The organism is Gemmobacter aquaticus (assembly GCF_007859075.1).
Lineage (GTDB): Bacteria > Pseudomonadota > Alphaproteobacteria > Rhodobacterales > Rhodobacteraceae > Gemmobacter > Gemmobacter aquaticus.
Window position 1 is genome coordinate 629,811 of sequence record NZ_VOAK01000011.1, and the last position, 17,442, is coordinate 647,252.

18 protein-coding genes are annotated in these 17,442 nt (G+C 64.8%); 8 read left to right on the forward strand and 10 right to left on the reverse strand.

All coding sequences use genetic code 11. From position 1 onward, the window contains the following. Positions 1–6 precede the first annotated feature (6 nt). The 3 genes from FQU74_RS05105 to FQU74_RS05115 form a co-directional block, all read right to left on the reverse strand. Positions 7–1,194: a toxic anion resistance protein gene (locus tag FQU74_RS05105; protein WP_146285338.1), complete on the reverse strand. Its 1,188-nt coding sequence runs from the start codon at positions 1,192–1,194 to the stop codon at positions 7–9. 82 nt (positions 1,195–1,276) lie between these two features. Beyond that, positions 1,277–2,182 carry a 5-bromo-4-chloroindolyl phosphate hydrolysis family protein gene (locus FQU74_RS05110; RefSeq protein WP_146285339.1) on the reverse strand — a complete coding sequence of 302 codons (906 nt, stop codon included), beginning with the start codon at positions 2,180–2,182 and terminating at the stop codon, positions 1,277–1,279. 302 nt (positions 2,183–2,484) lie between these two features. Then, positions 2,485–3,582: a pseudouridine synthase gene (locus FQU74_RS05115; protein WP_146285340.1), complete on the reverse strand. Its 1,098-nt coding sequence runs from the start codon at positions 3,580–3,582 to the stop codon at positions 2,485–2,487. Between the two features lie 123 nt (positions 3,583–3,705). Here FQU74_RS05115 and FQU74_RS05120 point away from each other — a divergent pair, with 123 nt between their 5' ends. Then, positions 3,706–4,137 (forward strand): nucleoside deaminase, encoded by a 432-nt coding sequence (locus FQU74_RS05120; protein WP_146286213.1) that lies wholly within the window; start codon positions 3,706–3,708, stop codon positions 4,135–4,137. 67 nt (positions 4,138–4,204) lie between these two features. Then, complete coding sequence (locus FQU74_RS05125) at positions 4,205–4,597, forward strand: hypothetical protein (protein ID WP_146285341.1); 393 nt, start codon at positions 4,205–4,207, stop codon at positions 4,595–4,597. Positions 4,598–4,618: 21 nt separating this feature from the next. On the opposite strand, the gene FQU74_RS05130 is transcribed toward FQU74_RS05125, so the two are convergent. The 4 genes from FQU74_RS05130 to FQU74_RS05145 form a co-directional block, all read right to left on the reverse strand. After that, positions 4,619–5,314 (reverse strand): metal-dependent hydrolase, encoded by a 696-nt coding sequence (locus FQU74_RS05130; RefSeq protein ID WP_146285342.1) that lies wholly within the window; start codon positions 5,312–5,314, stop codon positions 4,619–4,621. A 34-nt stretch (positions 5,315–5,348) separates the two neighbouring features. Next, entirely contained in the window at positions 5,349–6,341 is a 993-nt protein-coding gene (gene acuI, locus FQU74_RS05135; RefSeq protein ID WP_146285343.1) for an acrylyl-CoA reductase (NADPH), read from the reverse strand. Between the two features lie 81 nt (positions 6,342–6,422). Next, on the reverse strand, positions 6,423–7,172 hold the full coding sequence (locus FQU74_RS05140; protein ID WP_146285344.1) for a siderophore-interacting protein: 750 nt from the start codon (positions 7,170–7,172) through the stop codon (positions 6,423–6,425). A gap of 110 nt (positions 7,173–7,282) precedes the next feature. After that, positions 7,283–7,837, reverse strand: coding sequence for an LOG family protein (locus tag FQU74_RS05145; protein WP_146285345.1), 555 nt, complete (start codon positions 7,835–7,837; stop codon positions 7,283–7,285). A gap of 93 nt (positions 7,838–7,930) precedes the next feature. On the opposite strand from FQU74_RS05145, the gene FQU74_RS05150 reads away from it, so the two are divergent. After that, on the forward strand, positions 7,931–9,070 hold the full coding sequence (locus FQU74_RS05150; RefSeq protein ID WP_146285346.1) for a LysM peptidoglycan-binding domain-containing protein: 1,140 nt from the start codon (positions 7,931–7,933) through the stop codon (positions 9,068–9,070). Here the strand turns inward: FQU74_RS05150 and FQU74_RS05155 are convergent. Beyond that, positions 9,051–9,434 (reverse strand): ArsR/SmtB family transcription factor, encoded by a 384-nt coding sequence (locus tag FQU74_RS05155; protein ID WP_146285347.1) that lies wholly within the window; start codon positions 9,432–9,434, stop codon positions 9,051–9,053. The genes FQU74_RS05150 and FQU74_RS05155 overlap by 20 nt on opposite strands. 85 nt (positions 9,435–9,519) lie before the next feature. Between FQU74_RS05155 and FQU74_RS05160 the strand changes: the two genes are divergently transcribed. The 5 genes from FQU74_RS05160 to FQU74_RS05180 all read left to right on the forward strand — a co-directional run bounded on the left by FQU74_RS05160 (position 9,520) and on the right by FQU74_RS05180 (position 15,557). Then, complete coding sequence (locus FQU74_RS05160) at positions 9,520–11,349, forward strand: ABCB family ABC transporter ATP-binding protein/permease (protein ID WP_146285348.1); 1,830 nt, start codon at positions 9,520–9,522, stop codon at positions 11,347–11,349. Between the two features lie 88 nt (positions 11,350–11,437). Then, positions 11,438–12,085: a tetratricopeptide repeat protein gene (locus FQU74_RS05165; RefSeq protein WP_146285349.1), complete on the forward strand. Its 648-nt coding sequence runs from the start codon at positions 11,438–11,440 to the stop codon at positions 12,083–12,085. Positions 12,086–12,112: 27 nt separating this feature from the next. After that, positions 12,113–13,471, forward strand: coding sequence for an outer membrane protein assembly factor BamB family protein (locus FQU74_RS05170; RefSeq protein ID WP_146285350.1), 1,359 nt, complete (start codon positions 12,113–12,115; stop codon positions 13,469–13,471). A 57-nt stretch (positions 13,472–13,528) separates the two neighbouring features. After that, the gene (gene der, locus FQU74_RS05175; protein WP_146285351.1) at positions 13,529–14,998 is read left to right on the forward strand and encodes a ribosome biogenesis GTPase Der; all 1,470 of its coding nucleotides are present in this window, start codon (positions 13,529–13,531) and stop codon (positions 14,996–14,998) included. A 40-nt stretch (positions 14,999–15,038) separates the two neighbouring features. After that, a complete protein-coding gene (locus tag FQU74_RS05180; RefSeq protein WP_146285352.1) occupies positions 15,039–15,557 on the forward strand; it encodes a hypothetical protein in 519 nt (172 codons plus the stop codon). Here FQU74_RS05180 and FQU74_RS05185 read toward each other — a convergent pair whose 3' ends face one another. Further along, the gene (locus tag FQU74_RS05185) at positions 15,558–16,355 is read right to left on the reverse strand and encodes a helix-turn-helix domain-containing protein (protein WP_146285353.1); all 798 of its coding nucleotides are present in this window, start codon (positions 16,353–16,355) and stop codon (positions 15,558–15,560) included. It lies immediately after the preceding gene. 195 nt (positions 16,356–16,550) lie between these two features. Continuing rightward, positions 16,551–17,429: a tRNA (adenosine(37)-N6)-dimethylallyltransferase MiaA gene (gene miaA, locus FQU74_RS05190; protein ID WP_146285354.1), complete on the reverse strand. Its 879-nt coding sequence runs from the start codon at positions 17,427–17,429 to the stop codon at positions 16,551–16,553. Positions 17,430–17,442: the final 13 nt, after the last annotated feature.

The following is a 17,442-nucleotide window of genomic DNA, read 5'->3' on the forward strand; positions in this document are numbered from 1 at the left end:
GTACCGTCAGCCTGCCGCCGTACCGGCCACGGTGCCCACGCCATCCTTGCGTGCCTTGGCCGAGGCCAGCGTGTCGCGCAGCTCATGCTCCATCTTCTCGAGATCCGCCTCGGCGGCGGCGCGCTTGGCCTTGCCCTCATCGGCAATGGCAAGGCTTTCGTTGATGGTGGCGATCAGCGTCGCGTTGGCCTGCTTCACCGCCTCGATGTCAAAAACGCCGCGCTCCATTTCGGTTCGGATCACGCGGTTCGTCTCTTGCAGATTCTTGGCGTTGGCGGTCAGAAGCTCGTTCGTCAGGTCGTTGGCTTCCTTGATCGAGGTCGCCGCCTCGCGCGAGCGCTGGATGGTGACAGCCTGTGCAAGCTGGGTTTCCCACAGCGGCACGGTGTTCACCAGCGTCGAGTTGATCTTGGTGACCAGGGACTTGTCGTTCTCCTGAACCAGCCGGATCGAGGGCAGCGACTGCATCGTGACCTGACGCGTCAGTTTCAGGTCATGCACCCGGCGTTCCAGATCGTCGCGTGCCGACCGCAGGTCGCGCAGGGCCTGCGCGCGCAGAACCTGATCGGCCTCGGGTGCTGCGGCAACCTCGGCTTCCAGCGCGGGGATGTCCTTGGCATCAAGCTCGGCCAGCTTGGCCTCGCCCGCGGCAATATAGACCGCAAGTTCATTGTAGAAATCGAGGGTCTTCAGATAGAGCTGGTCCAGCGCCTTGATGTCGATCAGCAGCTTGTGCTGGTGCTTGTCGAGATCCGCCGTCACCCGGTCAATCTGGCCCTGCACCTCTTCGTATTTGGCGACAAATGAGGCAAAGGGCGCGGCGCGGCCCAGAAGTCGCTCCCACCAGCTACGCTCGCGCCGCACGTCAAGCTCTGACACCGTGAAGCCACGCAGGGTAGAGACGATGCCGCGCAGTGCATCGCCTGCGGGGCCTACATCCTTGTTTTTGACATCGGCGAGCATCTGCTGCGAGATGACCTGAAGCTCGGCCTGTGCGCTCGACCCGAAAGAGATGATTGACTGGGTATTGCCCATGTCGATCTCAGCCATACGCTTGCGGATCGCGTCCGCTTCGGGGGCAGGGGCGGCGGTCAGAGGGACCACCTCAGAGGCCGGGGGCGGCAGGATCACCGCGTTCAGCTGTTCCACCTCGGCGAGTGCGGCGGCGGCTTCCTTGCGGACGGCTTCGGACATGGGCAACAACTCCGTCAAATGGCCTTGCGGCGGGATGGGCTCCGGTCAGACCGGACGACAATGGCGACCCCGATGGGTCAGGTCAGATTTCCGGGGTTTCGTATTTGAGCCGCTCGCGCAGCACCTGAATTTCGATGTCGAGCGCGCCCGCGTCATTGCTGAGCAATTGCTGGCTGCGGGCGGCGAAGCGTGTCTGCAGATCGTCAAGCAGCGCCTCGTAATCGGCGCGTGCCTTGGGGTCGCGGTTCTGGGCGTAAAGGTCGGCAAAGCGGACCGTAGCGTCGCGTGCGCCCTCCAGATAGATGCCCAGATACTTGCGGGCGGCCGAAAGGTCGCCCGGATCTTCCTCGATCCGACGGAATAGCTGGCGGGCGGATACGGCGAACCGTTCAACCCGCGCCTCAAGCCCGCGGTCGCGGGCGCGCAGTATCGCGTCCTTCATGCCTGCAAGGTGCGCCTCGGCATCATCGACGGCGCGGGCGACCCGGTCGGCCTGAAAACCGTCGATCCCCGTTGCGCCCTTGTCGCGCAATGGATCGAGCCCAAAGGCCCCCATGTGCAGGAAGGCGCCCAGCAGGCCGAAAAGGACCGCATACAACGGGGTGCCGGTCGACATCATGCCGGCCATGCCAAGCCCGCATCCTGCGGCGACCGAGCCAAAGATCTTGCGGGGGATCGCGGGGCGCTTGGAAACCTTGCGCAGGTCATAGGCCGCCTCGGCCTTCAGCCCTTCACGCGTCAGCAGGCCAGACCCCAGAAGAAGCGCCGCCCCACCCATGCCCCAGGCAAGGCCGACCGGGTCGGACATGAAACCTGCCACCGCCGGGAAAACAGCGGCGAGGAACAGCATGTTCGACCGGGCCCCTGCCTTGGCCGGACGTTTGCCATCAAAGAGGTTCGGAGGCTGGCCGGCGGACGGTGGGGCGGGCGGATGGTCGCGGCCAACCTCACCCGTCGGGGAATACTTGCCGCCAAAGCGTTGCGCCATGGTCAGAGCCCCCCGCCGAACGAGGCATAGATCACCAGCGCGAAAAAGGCCGCGAAGCTCAGGGATTGCAGGGCAGATGCGGGCATCGGTCCTCCGGTTGCTGCGGCCAACTGGCCTTGCGCGATGAACTATAGGTGAGGCGATCCCGCCCCGCCAGAGGGAGAAATGCTGAAAAATGCAGCGAAATCTGTTGCAAGCCAGTTTTCGGCACAAAGCGGGCAGGGGGCGCTCGCGCCCCCTCTGGGCCATGCGGCCCATTCACCCCCTGAGGATATTTGGGAAAGGAAAGAATCGTGGGCGGGTCAGCGTTTTGGGCGGGTGGGCTTGGGGCCGGAAGGACGCGGGCCAGCAGGCTTGGCGCCCGTGGGTTTAGGGCCTGTGGGCTTTGGGCCGGCCGACCGGCGCGGAGCGGTGGGGCCGCGATCCGCCTCTGTGCGCGTTTTGAAGGTCGACTTTTTCGGTCCATCCATGAACCGTTCGGCCGAGTCCAGCAGCCGGGCGCCAGCAGTTCCGGCGGCGGGCCGGGCCGGGCGCTTTGCGGTGGCCGCCGACTTGGGCGCAACGCCGGCCTTGGGCGCGGTTGCGGGTTTGCGCCCCGGCTTTGCGGCTGAGCTGCGTTTGGCGGGTTCCGGGGCCTCATCCCCGTTCGGGTCAAAGCCCAGCTGGTCTTTCAGCGTGCGGGGGCGCACTTCCTCGACCTGACCCGGTTGCAGGTCGTTCAGGCGGAAGGGGCCGTAAGACACGCGGATCAGCCGGTTCACCGTCAGCCCGATTTCCGTCATCGCGCGGCGGATTTCGCGGTTCTTGCCCTCGCGCAGGCCAACCGTCAGCCAGGCATTGGCACCCTGCACGCGGTCAAGCACCACCTGCATGGGCTGGAACCGCTCGCCATCGACCACGATGCCCTGACGCAGCGGATCAAGGTCGGGATCGGTCGGGTTGCCGTGTACCCGCACGCGATACTTGCGCAGCCAACCGGTGGAGGGCAGCTCAAGCCGCCGCTTCAGCCCACCATCGTTGGTCAGTAGCAGCAGCCCTTCGGAGTTCAGGTCAAGCCGGCCGATCGACATGACGCGCGGCATCTCTTCGGGCAACGTGTCAAAGACCGTCTCGCGTCCCTTTTCATCGGAAGCCGAGGTCACCAGCCCTTCGGGCTTGTAGTAGAGCCAGAGCCGGACCGGCTCTTTCTCTGCCAAAGGCTCGCCGCGCACGGTGATGCGGTCTTTGGCGGTCACGTTCAGCGCGGGCGATGTGATGACACGGCCGTTCACCTTGACCTCGCCAAGCTCGATCATCCGCTCGGCCTCGCGGCGCGATGCGACCCCGGCACGGGACAGGACCTTTGCGATCCGTTCACCCTCGACCGGTTTCGGCGTCTTGGGCTTCTCTTGTTCTGGCATGGGTTTCCCGGCATGAAAGGGTGAATCGCCTGAAAGCGAAACCGGCGGCCAACTGCCCCCGGATCGCCAAGGATATTGGCGCCAGCCTGAAAGAGCAATCGTGTGAGCGGCTTTCGATCATTCATGGACGTGGCACTGGACGAGGCGCGCGCCGCCGCCGCGCGTGGCGAGGTCCCGGTCGGCGCGGTGGTCGTGGCGCCAGATGGCGAGATCGTTGCCCGTGCCGGCAACCGCACGCGCGAGCTTGCCGACCCGACCGCGCATGCCGAGATGCTGGCCATCCGCGCGGCCTGTGCCCGGCTGGGGCAGGAGCGTCTGGTGGGGCATGACCTGTACGTGACGCTGGAGCCTTGCCCGATGTGCGCGGCCGCGATCTCGGCGGCCCGGATCGCGCGACTTTACTATGGCGCGTCCGATCCCAAGTCGGGCGGCGTGGCCTTTGGCGCACGCGTCTTCAGTCACCCGCAATGCCACCATGTACCCGAGGTCTATGACGGGCTGTCCGAGGCCGAGGCCTCGGCCCTGCTCTTGGGATTTTTTGCCGCACGGCGCTGAGACTTGACGCAACTCTGCAAAAGGCGCTTGGCTGGTGTCAGGTGTAATCGGCTGGTGGGAGGGATCCATGCGTATTCGTCTTTCGCGTATTCTGGTGCTGCTGGCCGTCGCCGGCTGCGGAACACCCGAGTTCCGGGCAGAGAGGTCGCTCTGCGAGGCCGAGTGGTTGCAGAAGATCCCGCCGGTCTATGAGCAGCGGGTCGTCGAACATGAGCGGTGGGTCCGCGTGCCAACCGGAGTCACGGATTGTGAAACGACGAACCGGGGTCGGCGCTGCACCGTAGAGACCGAGTTGGTGGAGCAATCCTACGCGACGGTCGAGCGCGTCGATATCCACAAGCCCGAGCGCGACGCCCGCATCCGTGTCTGCGCCCAGACGGCCTGCGTCAAGAAATTCGGCAACCCCGAATGCAAAGCGCCGACTGCGTCCGCCGCCACATCATCGGCACCCACGCCCTAGGGCCGGTGCCCGGCCATCGCCTCAGATCTCGATGGGCTCCAGCACCTCGGGTTCGATCACACGCACGTTTGGCGGCAGACCTGCGCGCAGCTCTGTGGCATCCTGCGCGAGGATCGGGAAGGTCCGGTAGTGGCAGGGGATGACTGTGCTGAAGTTGAAGTACTTGCGGGCAGCAAAGGCCGCGCGGGCCATGTCCATCGTATAGTGCCCGCCCGCCGAAAGGATGCCGATATCAGGTTGGTGGTATTCGGCCATCCAGCCCATGTCGGCCATGATGTCGGTATCGCCTGAAAGGTAGATGGTGTGACCCTCGCCCGCGATCATGAAACCGGCCTCGCCGCCGGCGTAGATCGGGCCTTGCGCGCCCTGAATGGACGATGAATGGGTCGCGTTCACCATCGTGACCTTTGCCCCGCCCAGATGGACGGTGCCGCCCTTGTTGAAGCCGATCCCGGTGATGCCTGCATCGGCCTCCCAGAACGAGATCATGTCGAAGCTGCCGACGAGAGGGATGTTCTTCTGGCGGGAAATCGCCAGCGCGCTGCCCGAATGGTCGCCATGACCATGCGTCAGCAGCACATGGGTTGCGCCATCAAGGGCTTCGGCGCGGCGGTCTGCGGGGAACATCGGGTTGCCATCGAGCCATGGGTCGACCAGCAGGACGGCCTCTTCGATCTCGATCCGGAAACCGGAGTGCCCAAGCCAGATGATCTTCATTTTTTGTCCTTTCGTTCGCGCTTGCGCCTTTGGGTCAGGCCAATTCAGGGCGAACCGGCACGACGATGCGGCCGCGCACCTTGCCCTGCAGAAACTCGGGCGCCGTGGCGATCACCTGTCCCAGGGGAATTTCGGTGGTGATTGCGTCAAGCTTGTGAAGGTCCAGCTCATCCGCAAGGGCCTGCCATGCCGCGACGCGTTCGGAAAGCGGACACATCACGCTGTCGATCCCCGCCAGAGTGACCCCGCGCAGGATGAAAGGGGCGACGCTTGTGGGCAGGTCCATCCCCGCCGCCAAGCCACAGGCCGCGACCACGCCACGATACCTCATGGCCGAGATGACATTGGCAAGGACGGTGCTGCCCGCCACATCCACCGCGCCCGCCCAGCGTTCTCGTCCAAGCGGGCGCGGTGTTCCGGTGAGTTCGGCCCGGTCGACGATGGAGGCGGCGCCCAATGATCGGAGGTAGGCCTCTTCGCTTGGGCGGCCCGTGACGGCTGCAACGGTGTAACCCCGCGCGGCAAGCAAGGTCAGTGCGATGCTGCCGACGCCGCCTGCCGCGCCAGTCACCACGATCTCACCCGAGGTAGGGGTGATGCCATGCCGCTGCAGCGCCAGAACGCAGAGCATGGCCGTGTAGCCTGCGGTTCCAATGGCCATGGATTGCGTCAGGCTGATTCCATCGGGCAGTTTTACCAGCCAGTCGCCCCGGACCCGGGCCTGCCCGGCAAGCCCGCCCCAATGTGTCTCTCCGACTCCCCAGCCGTTCAGGACCACCGGGTCACCGGGGCGCAGGTCAGGATGGCTGCTTTCTGCGACGATGCCCGCAAAGTCGATCCCCGGCACCATCGGAAAGCGGCGAACCACCGGCGCGGCGCCGGTGAGAGCGAGCGCGTCCTTGTAGTTAAGCGTTGAAAAGGCCACGTCGACCAGCACGTCGCCCTCGGGCAGGGCAGAGGTCTCAAGCGAGGTCAGCACGACGCGCTGGCCCTCTTCGGTCTTGTCGATCAGGATGGCATCAAACATGACTGGCTCCGTTCCGGTCTGGGACGGATCCATTGTTCGTGCAGGATGCGCCGCTTTCCAAGCGCCTTCGTGTCGCGGCGCCTAAAGGTCCTTGTCCGACGCGTCAGCCTCGCCCGCCACCCAATAGCCTGCCGCCTTCATCCAGGCCGGGGCATGACCGCGCGCAAGCGCGGCATCCCTGACTGCGCGGGCAACGCCGGCCTCGGCCGCGATCCAGACAAAGCTGCTTTCGGTCAATGCGATGCGGTCAAGCTGGGCCAGCAGGCCCGTTGCATCAGTGGGATCGTCGCGATGTACCCAAAGCGCCCGATGTGCGGCGGCGGTTGCGATCTGCTGTTCATCGGTCGCACCGGGCACGGCGACAAGGCTGATGACCGGCATGCCGGCCGGCAACTCTTCGATCCGTCGCGCGATCGAGGGCAGGGCGGTCTCATCCCCGATCAGCACCCATTGCTGGATCGGGCCGCTGATCACCTGCGAACCGCGTGGGCCACCGATCTGCGCCACATCGCCAACCTTGGCCTGCATGGCCCAAAGCGTTGCGGGGCCTGCGTCATGAAGTGCAAAGTCGATGTCGAGCGTGCCATTGGCCGCGTCATACCGCCGGGGGGTATAGTCGCGCATCGCCGTGCCGCCCGCGCCGTCGGGGACGAAGATCTTGATGTGATCGCCCGGCGACATCGAGACAAAGCCGTCAAGCTCGGGCCCCGCAAGCGTCAGGCGCAGCATGTTTGGGGTGATCCGGCTAATCGCGCTGATGGTCAGGCTGCGGCGGCGCAGTTCGTGCCGGTGGCGTTCAATCGTGGGGGCGATAAGAAGTGTGTCTGCCATGTCAGCCCTGTTCGCTCCGCAGGCCAGACGTGCTGCGCCGCGGGGAAGTTGAAATTACCCGACCAAATTAGTTGGAATTTATGGCGATGCAAGTGCAAAACAGGCGTGCTTCAGGCGAGTGCCGCGCGCATCGACTGGCGCAGGGCCTCTACATCAGGGACGTCGCGGAACAGGGCGCGCATGCTGGCGTCAGCAAAACCCTCGGCAATGACATGGTCGACAAGATGAATGAGGGGCGTCCAGTAACCATCTGTATTCAGAGTGAAAATCGGCTTCTTGTGCAGGCCGATCTGCGCCCATGTCAGAACCTCGAAGAACTCATCCAGCGTTCCGGCGCCCCCCGGCAGGACGACGATCGCGTCCGAATTCATGAACATCACTTTCTTGCGTTCATGCATGTTCTCGGTGATCACGAAATGGGTAAGGTCGCGCTTGCCCACCTCTTTACCCAGAAGATGCGTCGGGATAATGCCCATCGCCTCGCCCCCTGCGGCCATGGCGGCGCGGGCCACCTCTCCCATCAGGCCGATGTCCCCGGCGCCATAGACCAGCCGCCAGCCCTCTTGGGCGAGCATCGTGCCGGTTGCGCGCGCGGCCTCGACATAGGACGGGCGGGCGCCGTTGCGTGAGCCGCAGAAGACACAGACGGAATGGCGCATCGACATGGGACCCTCGGAAAGCTGTTGCGTTCAAAGCTGTAACCGGGTTCCTGTGTCAAGGAAAGCGGTGCCATAAAAGAGCACCGGAAGGGGGAAGACATGGCAGATGCAAAGCCATTCGGGGGCGCGACTGGCGCCGCAATTCTGGGCGCCGGAGCGGTCGCCGTGGCCGGTCTGGTCTGGTACATGCAGCAGGCGCCCGCGCCCGTTGAGCCCGCCACGGACTCGCAGGCCGCAGACACCAGCCCTGCCGTTCAGCCGACGGCGCCTGCTGCGGCCAAGGCACCATCAGCCCAGCCTCCGGCCGCAGCGGAAACCTCGGCACCGACGTTTGATACGGTACGCGTGTCGCCGGATGGTGATGCGGTCGTGGCCGGGCGTGCAGATCCGGGGGCCGAGGTCTCTTTGCGGGTCGACGGCAAGGAAATCGCGCGCGCCACGGCCGATGCGGCGGGCAATTTCGTATCGATGTTCGATCTGCCCACATCGGATGCCGCGCGGGCGCTTGATCTGATGACACTCGGGCCAGAGCCCGTGGCATCGAATGACACGGTTGTGCTTTCCCCCACCGTCGCGCCGGAACCCGTCGCACCTGAGGGGGGCGAGACGGCGACGGCCAGCGTGGCGGATGCGCCCGCGCCAGCGCCGCCGACCGCGATCCTGTTGTCAGATCAGGGCGCGACCGTCCTGCAGGGGGCGGCGCAGGCCGCGCCCGGTGCTGTCACGATTGCCGCCATAGCCTATACGCCCGACGGGGCCGTGCAGCTTTCGGGTGTGGGCGCACCTACCGCGACAGTGCGGCTTTACCTGAACAATACCGGCGTGGCCGACGCCCTTGTGGCGGGCAATGGCACTTGGGTCAGCGTGCTGCGCGACGTGGCGCCGGGAGTCTATCAGCTGCGCGCCGACCAGATCGATGCTGAGGGTAAAGTTACCTCGCGGTTTGAAACCCCGTTCCAGCGCGAAACGCCCGAGGCGCTTGCCGCCGCGATGAAGCCTGCGGCCGCAGCAGGTGTGCCGGTGCCGCGCAGCCCAACCGAGCCGGCGGCAGCGCCCGCTCCGGCCCCTGTAGCGCCGGTTAGCGTCACCGTGCAGCCGGGCTTCACCCTGTGGCAGATCGCGCGTGAAAAGCTTGGGGATGGCGTGATGTATGTGAAAGTGTTCGAGGCGAACAAGGAACAGATCGGCGACCCCGACCTGATCTATCCGGGGCAGGTCTTCACGATTCCGGATCAGTGATCCGCGGCACTTCTTCGCCCTCGGCCACAAGGTGCAGCGCACGGTGGGCCGAGGCGCCACAGCAGGCCAGCACCTCGGGGTGGTCCATGCAGCAATCGGCAAGCAGGTAGGATATCGCGCCACCGATGCCGGCCAGATCGACCGAATAGATCACGTTGCGCGACACCTTGCGAGACCGGATAAGTCCGGCCTGCTCAAGTGCCGCCAGATGGAACGACAGGCGGGAGGCCGACAGGCCCAGTGCGCGGGCAATTTCGCCCGCGGGCAATCCTTCCTTGCCCCGGGGCACCAGCAGGCGCACCAGATCAAGCCGGGATTCATGGGCCAGCGCCGACAGCGCCGAGAGGACTTTACTTCGCTCCATGTTTCAACTACTCGTGAAACGTTGAATTAACCCCTGATACCCCAGCCTTGACCCCGGATCAACAGGGCAAGGCAAGGATGCCGAAATGAGCCGCCCCTCCGATTCTGCCAGTTCTGACGTGCCCTCGACCACCGGCCGCGAGACCATCCGCCGTGTGCTGCCCTATCTCTGGCCCAAAGGTGAGGGCTGGGTGAAGCGCCGCGTCGTCGCGGCTTTGGCCATGCTGACGCTGGCCAAGATCGTCTCGGTCTCGACGCCGTTCTTCTACAAGGCGGCCGTCGACAAGCTGGCGGGCGATGCGCCATCGGATGCGATGCTGATGGGGTTGACCGCCGTGGCGCTGACCGTGGCCTATGGGATGGCCCGGCTTGGCGCGGTGATCTTTGGCGAGTTGCGCGATGCGATTTTCGTGCGCGTGGGCCAGCGCGCCCTGCGCAAACTGGCGCTTGAGACGTTCACGCATATCCATCGCCTGTCGCTGCGCTATCACATCACGCGCAAAACCGGGGGATTGAGCCGGATCATCGAGCGCGGGGTGAAGGGCGTCGACTTCCTTCTACGCTTCATGCTCTTCTCGATCGGGCCGCTGTTTCTTGAACTGGCCATGGTGTCGGTGATCTTCGCGGTGCTTTTCGGCTGGCAATACATGGCCGTGGTGGTGCTGACGATTGCTGTCTATGTGACCTTTACATTCAAGGTCACCGAATGGCGCGTGGCGATCCGGCGCAAGATGAATGATCAGGACAATGATGCCAACCAGAAGGCGATCGATTCGCTTCTGAACTTTGAAACCGTGCGCTATTTTGGCGCCGCGAAACGGGAAGCGGCCCGCTATGACCGCGCGATGGAGGGGTATGAGGCCGCAGCCGTGAAGACGGGGCTTTCGCTCTCGTTCCTGAACGCGGGGCAGTCCTTCATCATCACCTCGGGTCTGGTGGCGGTCATGGTCATGGCGGCGCTTGGCGTGCAGGCAAAACTGCTGACGGTTGGCGATTTCGTCATGGTCAACGCCTACATGATCCAGATCACCATGCCGCTGAACTTCCTGGGCACTGTCTATCGTGAAATCCGTCAGGCGCTGGTCGACATGGGCCAGATGTTCGGCCTGCTCGCCCAACCGGCCGAGATCGTGGACAAGCCTGGTGCATCTGCACTGCGCGTGACCGGCGGTCATGTCCGCTTAGAGGACGTGCGCTTTTCCTATGATGCTGAACGCCCGATCCTGAAGGGGATCACGCTCGACGTGCCCTCGGGGCAGACGGTTGCGCTGGTCGGCCATTCGGGGTCGGGCAAGTCCACCATCGGGCGGTTGCTGTTCCGCTTTTATGACGTGACCGGTGGTCGGGTCACGATCGATGGGCAGGATATCCGTGATATCACGCAAGACAGTCTGCATGGTGCCATCGGTGTGGTGCCGCAGGATACCGTGCTTTTCAACGATACGATCTATTACAACATCGCCTATGGCCGCCCCGAGGCGAGCCGCGAAGAGGTTGAGGGCGCCGCGCGCGCCGCGAAGATCCATGACTTCATCCTGTCACTGCCCGACGGCTATCAGACGACCGTGGGCGAGCGTGGCCTGAAGCTTTCGGGCGGAGAAAAGCAGCGTGTCGGCATCGCGCGGACGCTTTTGAAAAACCCGCCGATCCTGCTTCTGGACGAGGCGACCTCGGCGCTCGATACCCAGACGGAAAGCGACATCCAGCAGGCGCTGCGCGAGATGGGGCAGGGGCGAACCGTCATTACCATCGCGCACCGCCTGTCGACGATCGCAGACAGCGACCGCATCGTGGTTCTGGATGCAGGCCGCGTGATCGAAGAGGGCACGCATGACGACCTGCTGGCCCGTGGCGGACGGTACGCAGCAATGTGGGCGCTGCAGGTCGCGGAAGAGGACGAAGCCGAAGCGGCCTGACCCCTTCTGGTCAGCCGCGCCTCAGGCTCGGGGCTTGGCAAGGGCTTTGCCTTGCGTGTAAGACGGGGCAAACGATGGGAGAGAGCCCTTGAGCAACCCCGAAAGCTTCATTGACGAGGTCACTGAAGAGGTGCGCCGCGACAAGCTGTATGCGGCATTCCGCAAATACGGCTGGATCGGCGTGTTGATCGTGCTGGGCGTCGTGGGCGGTACGGCCTGGACCGAATGGCGCAAATCCAGCGCCGAAACGGCTGCGAAGGCCTTTGGCGATGCCGTCATGGCTGCGACCGAGCTGCAGACCCCGGCCGAGCGTCGGGCCGCGCTGGACCAGATTCAGGCAACCGGCGACCACGCCATGATTCTTGACATGATGAAGGCGACCGACCCGGCCGAGGACCGCGAGGCGACGCTTGCGGCGCTGGCGCGCGTTGAGGCCGATGCCAAGGCGCCGCAGGCATGGCGTGATCTGGCGACCTTGCGCCGGGTCCTGGTGCAGGGCAAGGACCTCGCCCTTGCCGACCGTCGGGCCGCCTTGGAATCGCTCGCCCGCCCGGGCGGCACGTTCCGTACCCTGGCCGCCGAACAGCTTGCCTATCTTCTGGTCGAAGAGGGCAAGACCGCCGATGCCATCAAGGGTCTTGAGGCGCTGTTGCAGGATCAGGAGGCGACGCAGTCGCTTCGTGCCCGCGCCCGCCAGATGATTATTGCCCTCGGCGGCGAGATTGCTGCCGGTTGATGCCGGCAGACTGCTGATCGGCCCTGGATGGAGTTGTTGAACGTGCTTTCCTCGAAATCCGCGATCTCGCTTCTGGCGCTGGTGGCGCTGCTTGCCGCCTGCGAAAAAGAAGAAATCCTGCCGGGCGAGCGCTTCAGCACGCGTGCGCCGCTGGACGACAGCATTCCGACGGCTGCAAATCCGAATCCGTCAGATCCCCTGGCGGTGCGGGTCAATCAGTCGGTTCCGATCACGTTGCCGGCCGCAGGGGCCAATGCCGACTGGCCGCAGCGTGGCGGCAATGCCCGTCACCTGCCGCCGCATGGCAGTCTGAGCGCCGCGCCGCAGCGCGTGTGGAGCGCCGACATCGGCTCTGCTTCGTCACGCCGCAACCGCATCACGGCGGCACCGGTCGTCGCGGGCGGGCGGGTATTCACGCTTGATGCAAACATGGGGCTGCATGCCACCTCGACTTCGGGTGCGCCCCTCTGGGCGTCCGACCTGACCCCGGTGGGCGACCGTGCGTCCGAGGTTTCGGGCGGCGGCATCGCCTATGGCGCGGGCCGCGTTTTCGTGGCGACGGGCTATGGCGAGCTGATTGCGGTTGACCCGGCCTCGGGCGGGGTGCTGTGGCGGCAGCAGCTTGGTGCTTCGGTCGCCGGTGCACCAGCCGTCGACGGGGATCTCGTCTATGTGGTCGGGCGCGACAGTGCCGGATGGGCCGTCGATGCGCGGGATGGCAAGGTGCGCTGGCAGTTGTCCGGCACGACCGGCGGAACGGGTATGGTGGGATCTTCCGCACCTGCCGTCACGGATCGCCTTGTGCTGTTGCCGAACGTCTCGGGTGAGTTGCGTGCCGTGCTCAAGACCGGCGGCATCGAAAGCTGGAAGGCGCAGATCGTCGGCAACCGTCTGGGCCGGGCCTATGCGGTGATCACCGATGTAACGGCAGATCCTGTCGTTGCAGGCGATGTGATCTACGCGGGCAACGCTGCCGGCAAGACCTATGCGCTGTCGCAATCGGGTGAAACGCTCTGGACCGCAGACGAGGGTGCGCTGGCGCCGGTGCTGCCGGTTGGCGGATCGCTTTTCCTTGTGAACGATCAGGCAGAGCTTGTGCGGCTTGACGCCTCGACCGGGGCCGTGATTTGGCGCGCCGACCTGCCGTATTTCGAGAAGGAAAAGCCCAAGAAGCGCCTGGCGATCACGGCGCATTATGGACCGCTTCTTGCAGGCGGGCGGATCGTCGTCGCCTCTGGCGACGGGCTCGTGCGGTTCTTCTCGCCCCAAAGCGGGGCGCTGGTCGGAACGGCGGAAATTCCGGGCGGCGCGGCTGCACAGCCGGCGCTGGCGGGTGGCCTCTTGTTCATCGTGGGCGGCAACGGTCAACTTCACGCTTTCCGTTGACGCCATTCCGGTGTATCCGCACCGGCTTGACCCGTTGATGCGCCCCCGGAGGGCAGGATGACCTTTACACTCGCCATTGTCGGCCGCCCGAACGTCGGCAAATCGACCCTGTTCAACCGTCTGGTCGGCAAGAAGCTGGCGCTGGTCGATGACCAGCCCGGCGTTACGCGCGACCTGCGCGAGGGCGATGCAAAGCTCTTCGACATGCGTTTCACCGTGATCGACACCGCCGGCCTTGAAGAGGTGACCGACGATAGTCTGCAGGGCCGGATGCGACGACTGACGGAGCGCGCGGTGGAAATGGCAGATATCTGCCTGTTTCTGATCGATGGCCGGGTTGGCGTCACCCCGTCGGACGAGGTGTTCGCCGATATTCTGCGCCGCAAGAACGCCCATGTGATCCTTGGCGTGAACAAGGCCGAGGGCAAGGCAGGCGACGCCGGTGCCATCGAGGCTTGGAGCCTTGGACTTGGTGAGCCTGTCCGCCTTTCTGCCGAACATGGCGAGGGGATGGATGACCTGTACCACATCCTCAAGCCCATCGGTGAAGGGTTCGAGGAGCGTGCGGCCCAGGACGCCCCCATCGTCGATGTGGACGTGTCCGAGGAAGAGGCAGAGCTTGAAGCGGATGAAAACGCCCACAAGCCCACCGAGCGGCACCCGCTGCAAATCGCGGTCATCGGGCGCCCGAACGCCGGAAAATCGACGCTGATCAACAAGATCATCGGTGAGGACCGGCTGCTGACCGGCCCCGAGGCGGGCATCACCCGTGACGCGATCTCGGTTCGCAGCACGTGGTTCGGCACACCTACACGGATTTTCGACACCGCCGGGATGCGCAAGAAGGCGCGGATCAGCGACAAGCTTGAAAAGCTGTCGGTCGCCGACGGTCTGCGCGCCGTGCGCTTTGCCGAGGTTGTTGTCGTGCTGCTGGACGTGGAGATCCCGTTCGAACAGCAGGACCTGCGCATTGCCGACTTCGCCGAGACCGAGGGCCGCGCTGTCGTCGTTGCGGTGAACAAATGGGATCTGGAAGGCGACAAGCAGGAAAAGCTTGCGGAACTCAAAGAGATGTTCGAGCGCCTTCTGCCGCAGCTTCGCGGGGCGCCTCTGGTGACCGTTTCGGCCAAGACCGGTCGCGGGCTGGATCGTCTGCATGCCGCAATCCTCAAGGCACATGACGTCTGGAACCGCCGCATCACTACGGCGCGCCTGAACAGCTGGCTTGGCGCCATGACCGAAGCGCACCCGCCGCCCGCACCCGGTGGCAAGCGGATCAAGCTGCGCTACATGACGCAGGTCAAGACGCGCCCGCCGGGGTTTGTGGTGATGTGCAGCCATCCCGATCTGATGCCCGAAAGCTATCGGCGCTATCTGGTCAATGGCCTGCGCGATCATTTCGACATGCCGGGCACCCCAATTCGGATCACTTTCCGTGGGCAAGGGGAGAAAAACCCCTTCAAGAACGCGAACAAGTTCCGTACCCCCTCGCGCCTGCGCAAGCATATCGAGGGGCGCAAGGACTGAACGTCACAGATTTGGCGCGATCACGCGCCAGATTTGGGCCATGACGACCACGCCCGCGATTCGGCCAGCCACGATTCCGCCCTACGAGCGCAGCGCACGCACCGACCTGCGGCACTGGATGATGTTTGCCGTAGGGGTGGCCTTTCTTTCAGCCGGGCTGACGGTCGATCCCGCGGCCAACTGCTCGTCCGATGGCGAATGTGCGCCTTGGCTGGTGCCGGTCGCAAAATGGGTGGGGTTCTTTGTCACGCTGATGGGGGCGGGGCAGATTCTGACGAACACGCGCCGGGGCAGCCGGATTGATCCCGAGACCGGCGAGCTGACGTGGTGGCAGAACCGCACGGCCCGGTCCTCACGGCAGGAAGGGCGCATCCATCCGACCCGGATCAGCCGGATCCGCATCAAGCGGAACGGCGACGGCGATGACCATATCAGCCTGTTCGACCTTGAGGGCAACCGGCAGTTCTGGTTCGACGCCGAGGTGATCCCATGGCCGCAGGACCGCTGGATTGCGCAATTTGCGGCCGCGTGGCCCCATATCGTGGTCGAGGAAGCCTGATTACTTCGTCCGTCGGAACGCCGTTGGCGACTTTCCCACCTGATGCTGGAAGGCGCGGGTGAAGTAGGCGGGCGAGGTGAAGCCGAGGCTGTCGGCGATGATGTTCACCGGCAGGTCGGTTTCCGAAAGCAGTCGGCGCGCCTCAAAAATCAGGCGATCATGAAGCAGGGCCGACGCCGGGCGTCCGCAGGCCTGATTGCAGCAGCGCGTCAGATGGGTGGGCGTCACGCCAAGGCGGGCTGCGAACTCGGCCACGCCCATTCCCGAACGGAACTCTTTCTCCAGAAGCGCAGTATAACGTGCGACCAGCCGCTTTGAGGCATCCGGGCGCTGCGCGTCCGGTCCTGCCTTGGCGATCTGCCGCTCCAGCCACACACCCAGAAGCCCGAGATGGGCCTGAGCGGCGCGATCATTGGCGGGGCTTTCCGACACCAGCTCGCGGCCAATGGCATCAAGTGTCACGTTCAGCTCTTGCGCAACAAAGGTTTCGCGGATGCGCAGATGGTGCGGCTCTTTCGGCAGGGTCACCGCGCAGTCACGACCAAAGAAAACCGCAGTACCGAAGACCTGCGGCCCGACCTCGAACCCGTGCATGACGCCCGCGGGAATGAAGATCGCGTTATGGGCCGTATAGCCGCGCGTCAGCCCGGCCACGGTGATGCGGCCCTGACCCTTGGTGAACCACAGCAGGCATGCCTCGGAATAAGCGCGCATCGCCTCAACCCGCCAGCGACCGCCAGCCGCCAGACGCGGGATCGCCACAAGACGCATTTGCGAGGTTTGGCTCTGGTCGTCCATCGATTGATTCCGGCGGTCCATCCTGAAAGCCCCCGGTTGATCCGAGGGTGCCTCGACACAGATAAACCCGAGACGCGGGTTGACCCAAGCGAAAACTTGGGAACATGGCGCGAATGTGGTTGCAAGAGAGTGCGGCCGAATGATTTCTCAACTGCGGCGTGCAAGTCACGGTTTTGCAAACGCTTCCCGGGATTGTCACGCGCCGGGGTCAACGGCTGTCCAATCGCCCATCCGGGCACGGAACCATGTGCGTTGCCGCTTGGCATATTGCCGAGAGGCAAGCTTCGCGGCCTCGACCGCACGATCCAGAGGGATGTCACCCCGAAGATGGGCGATCAACTCTGGCGCGCCAATTGCACGGGATGAGGGCAGCGTCGGGTCCCAGTCGGGCAGGGCTGCACGGGCCTCCTCGAGCGCGCCCGCGGCCATCATCAGATCAAACCGCCGGTCGATACGGGCGCTCAGCCAGTCGACCGCCGGGCGAAAGACAAAGGCCGCGCATGCCATGCGCGGCAGAAGCGGGGCGGGCGTTTCGCGCTGCCAATCGGCAAGGCCCCGGCCGGTTGCCTGCAGCACCTCCCATGCCCGCTGGACCCGCGCGAGGTTCTTCAGGTCGGTGCGCGCCGCCGTTTCCGGATCAAGCGCGGCTACCAGTGCCGAAGGGTCTGATGTGCGCAGTGTATCGCCCATGGCGCGCACCTGCGCAGGAATGGGCGGGATCTCGGCCAGCCCTTCGGTCAGGGCCATGAAGTAGAGCCCGGTCCCCCCCACGATTACCGGCCGCTGGCCTTGTTTCAGAACGCCGGTCACGTCGCGCAGCCAGTGGCCTACCGAATAGGTCTGATGCGCGCCGACGTGGCCGTAGAGCCTGTGGGGAAGTGCTGCCTCTTCTTCGGCCGAAGGACGGGCGGTCAACACGCGCCAGCAGTCATAGACCTGCAGCGCGTCGGCATTCACGATCACACCGCCCTGATGGGCCACGATTTCGGACGCCAGCGCCGACTTGCCCGAGGCCGTCGGCCCAGCAATCAGCACCGGCGACTCGGCCGAAAGCCCTTTGAGCAGCTCTTTCACGCAGTCCTCTTCC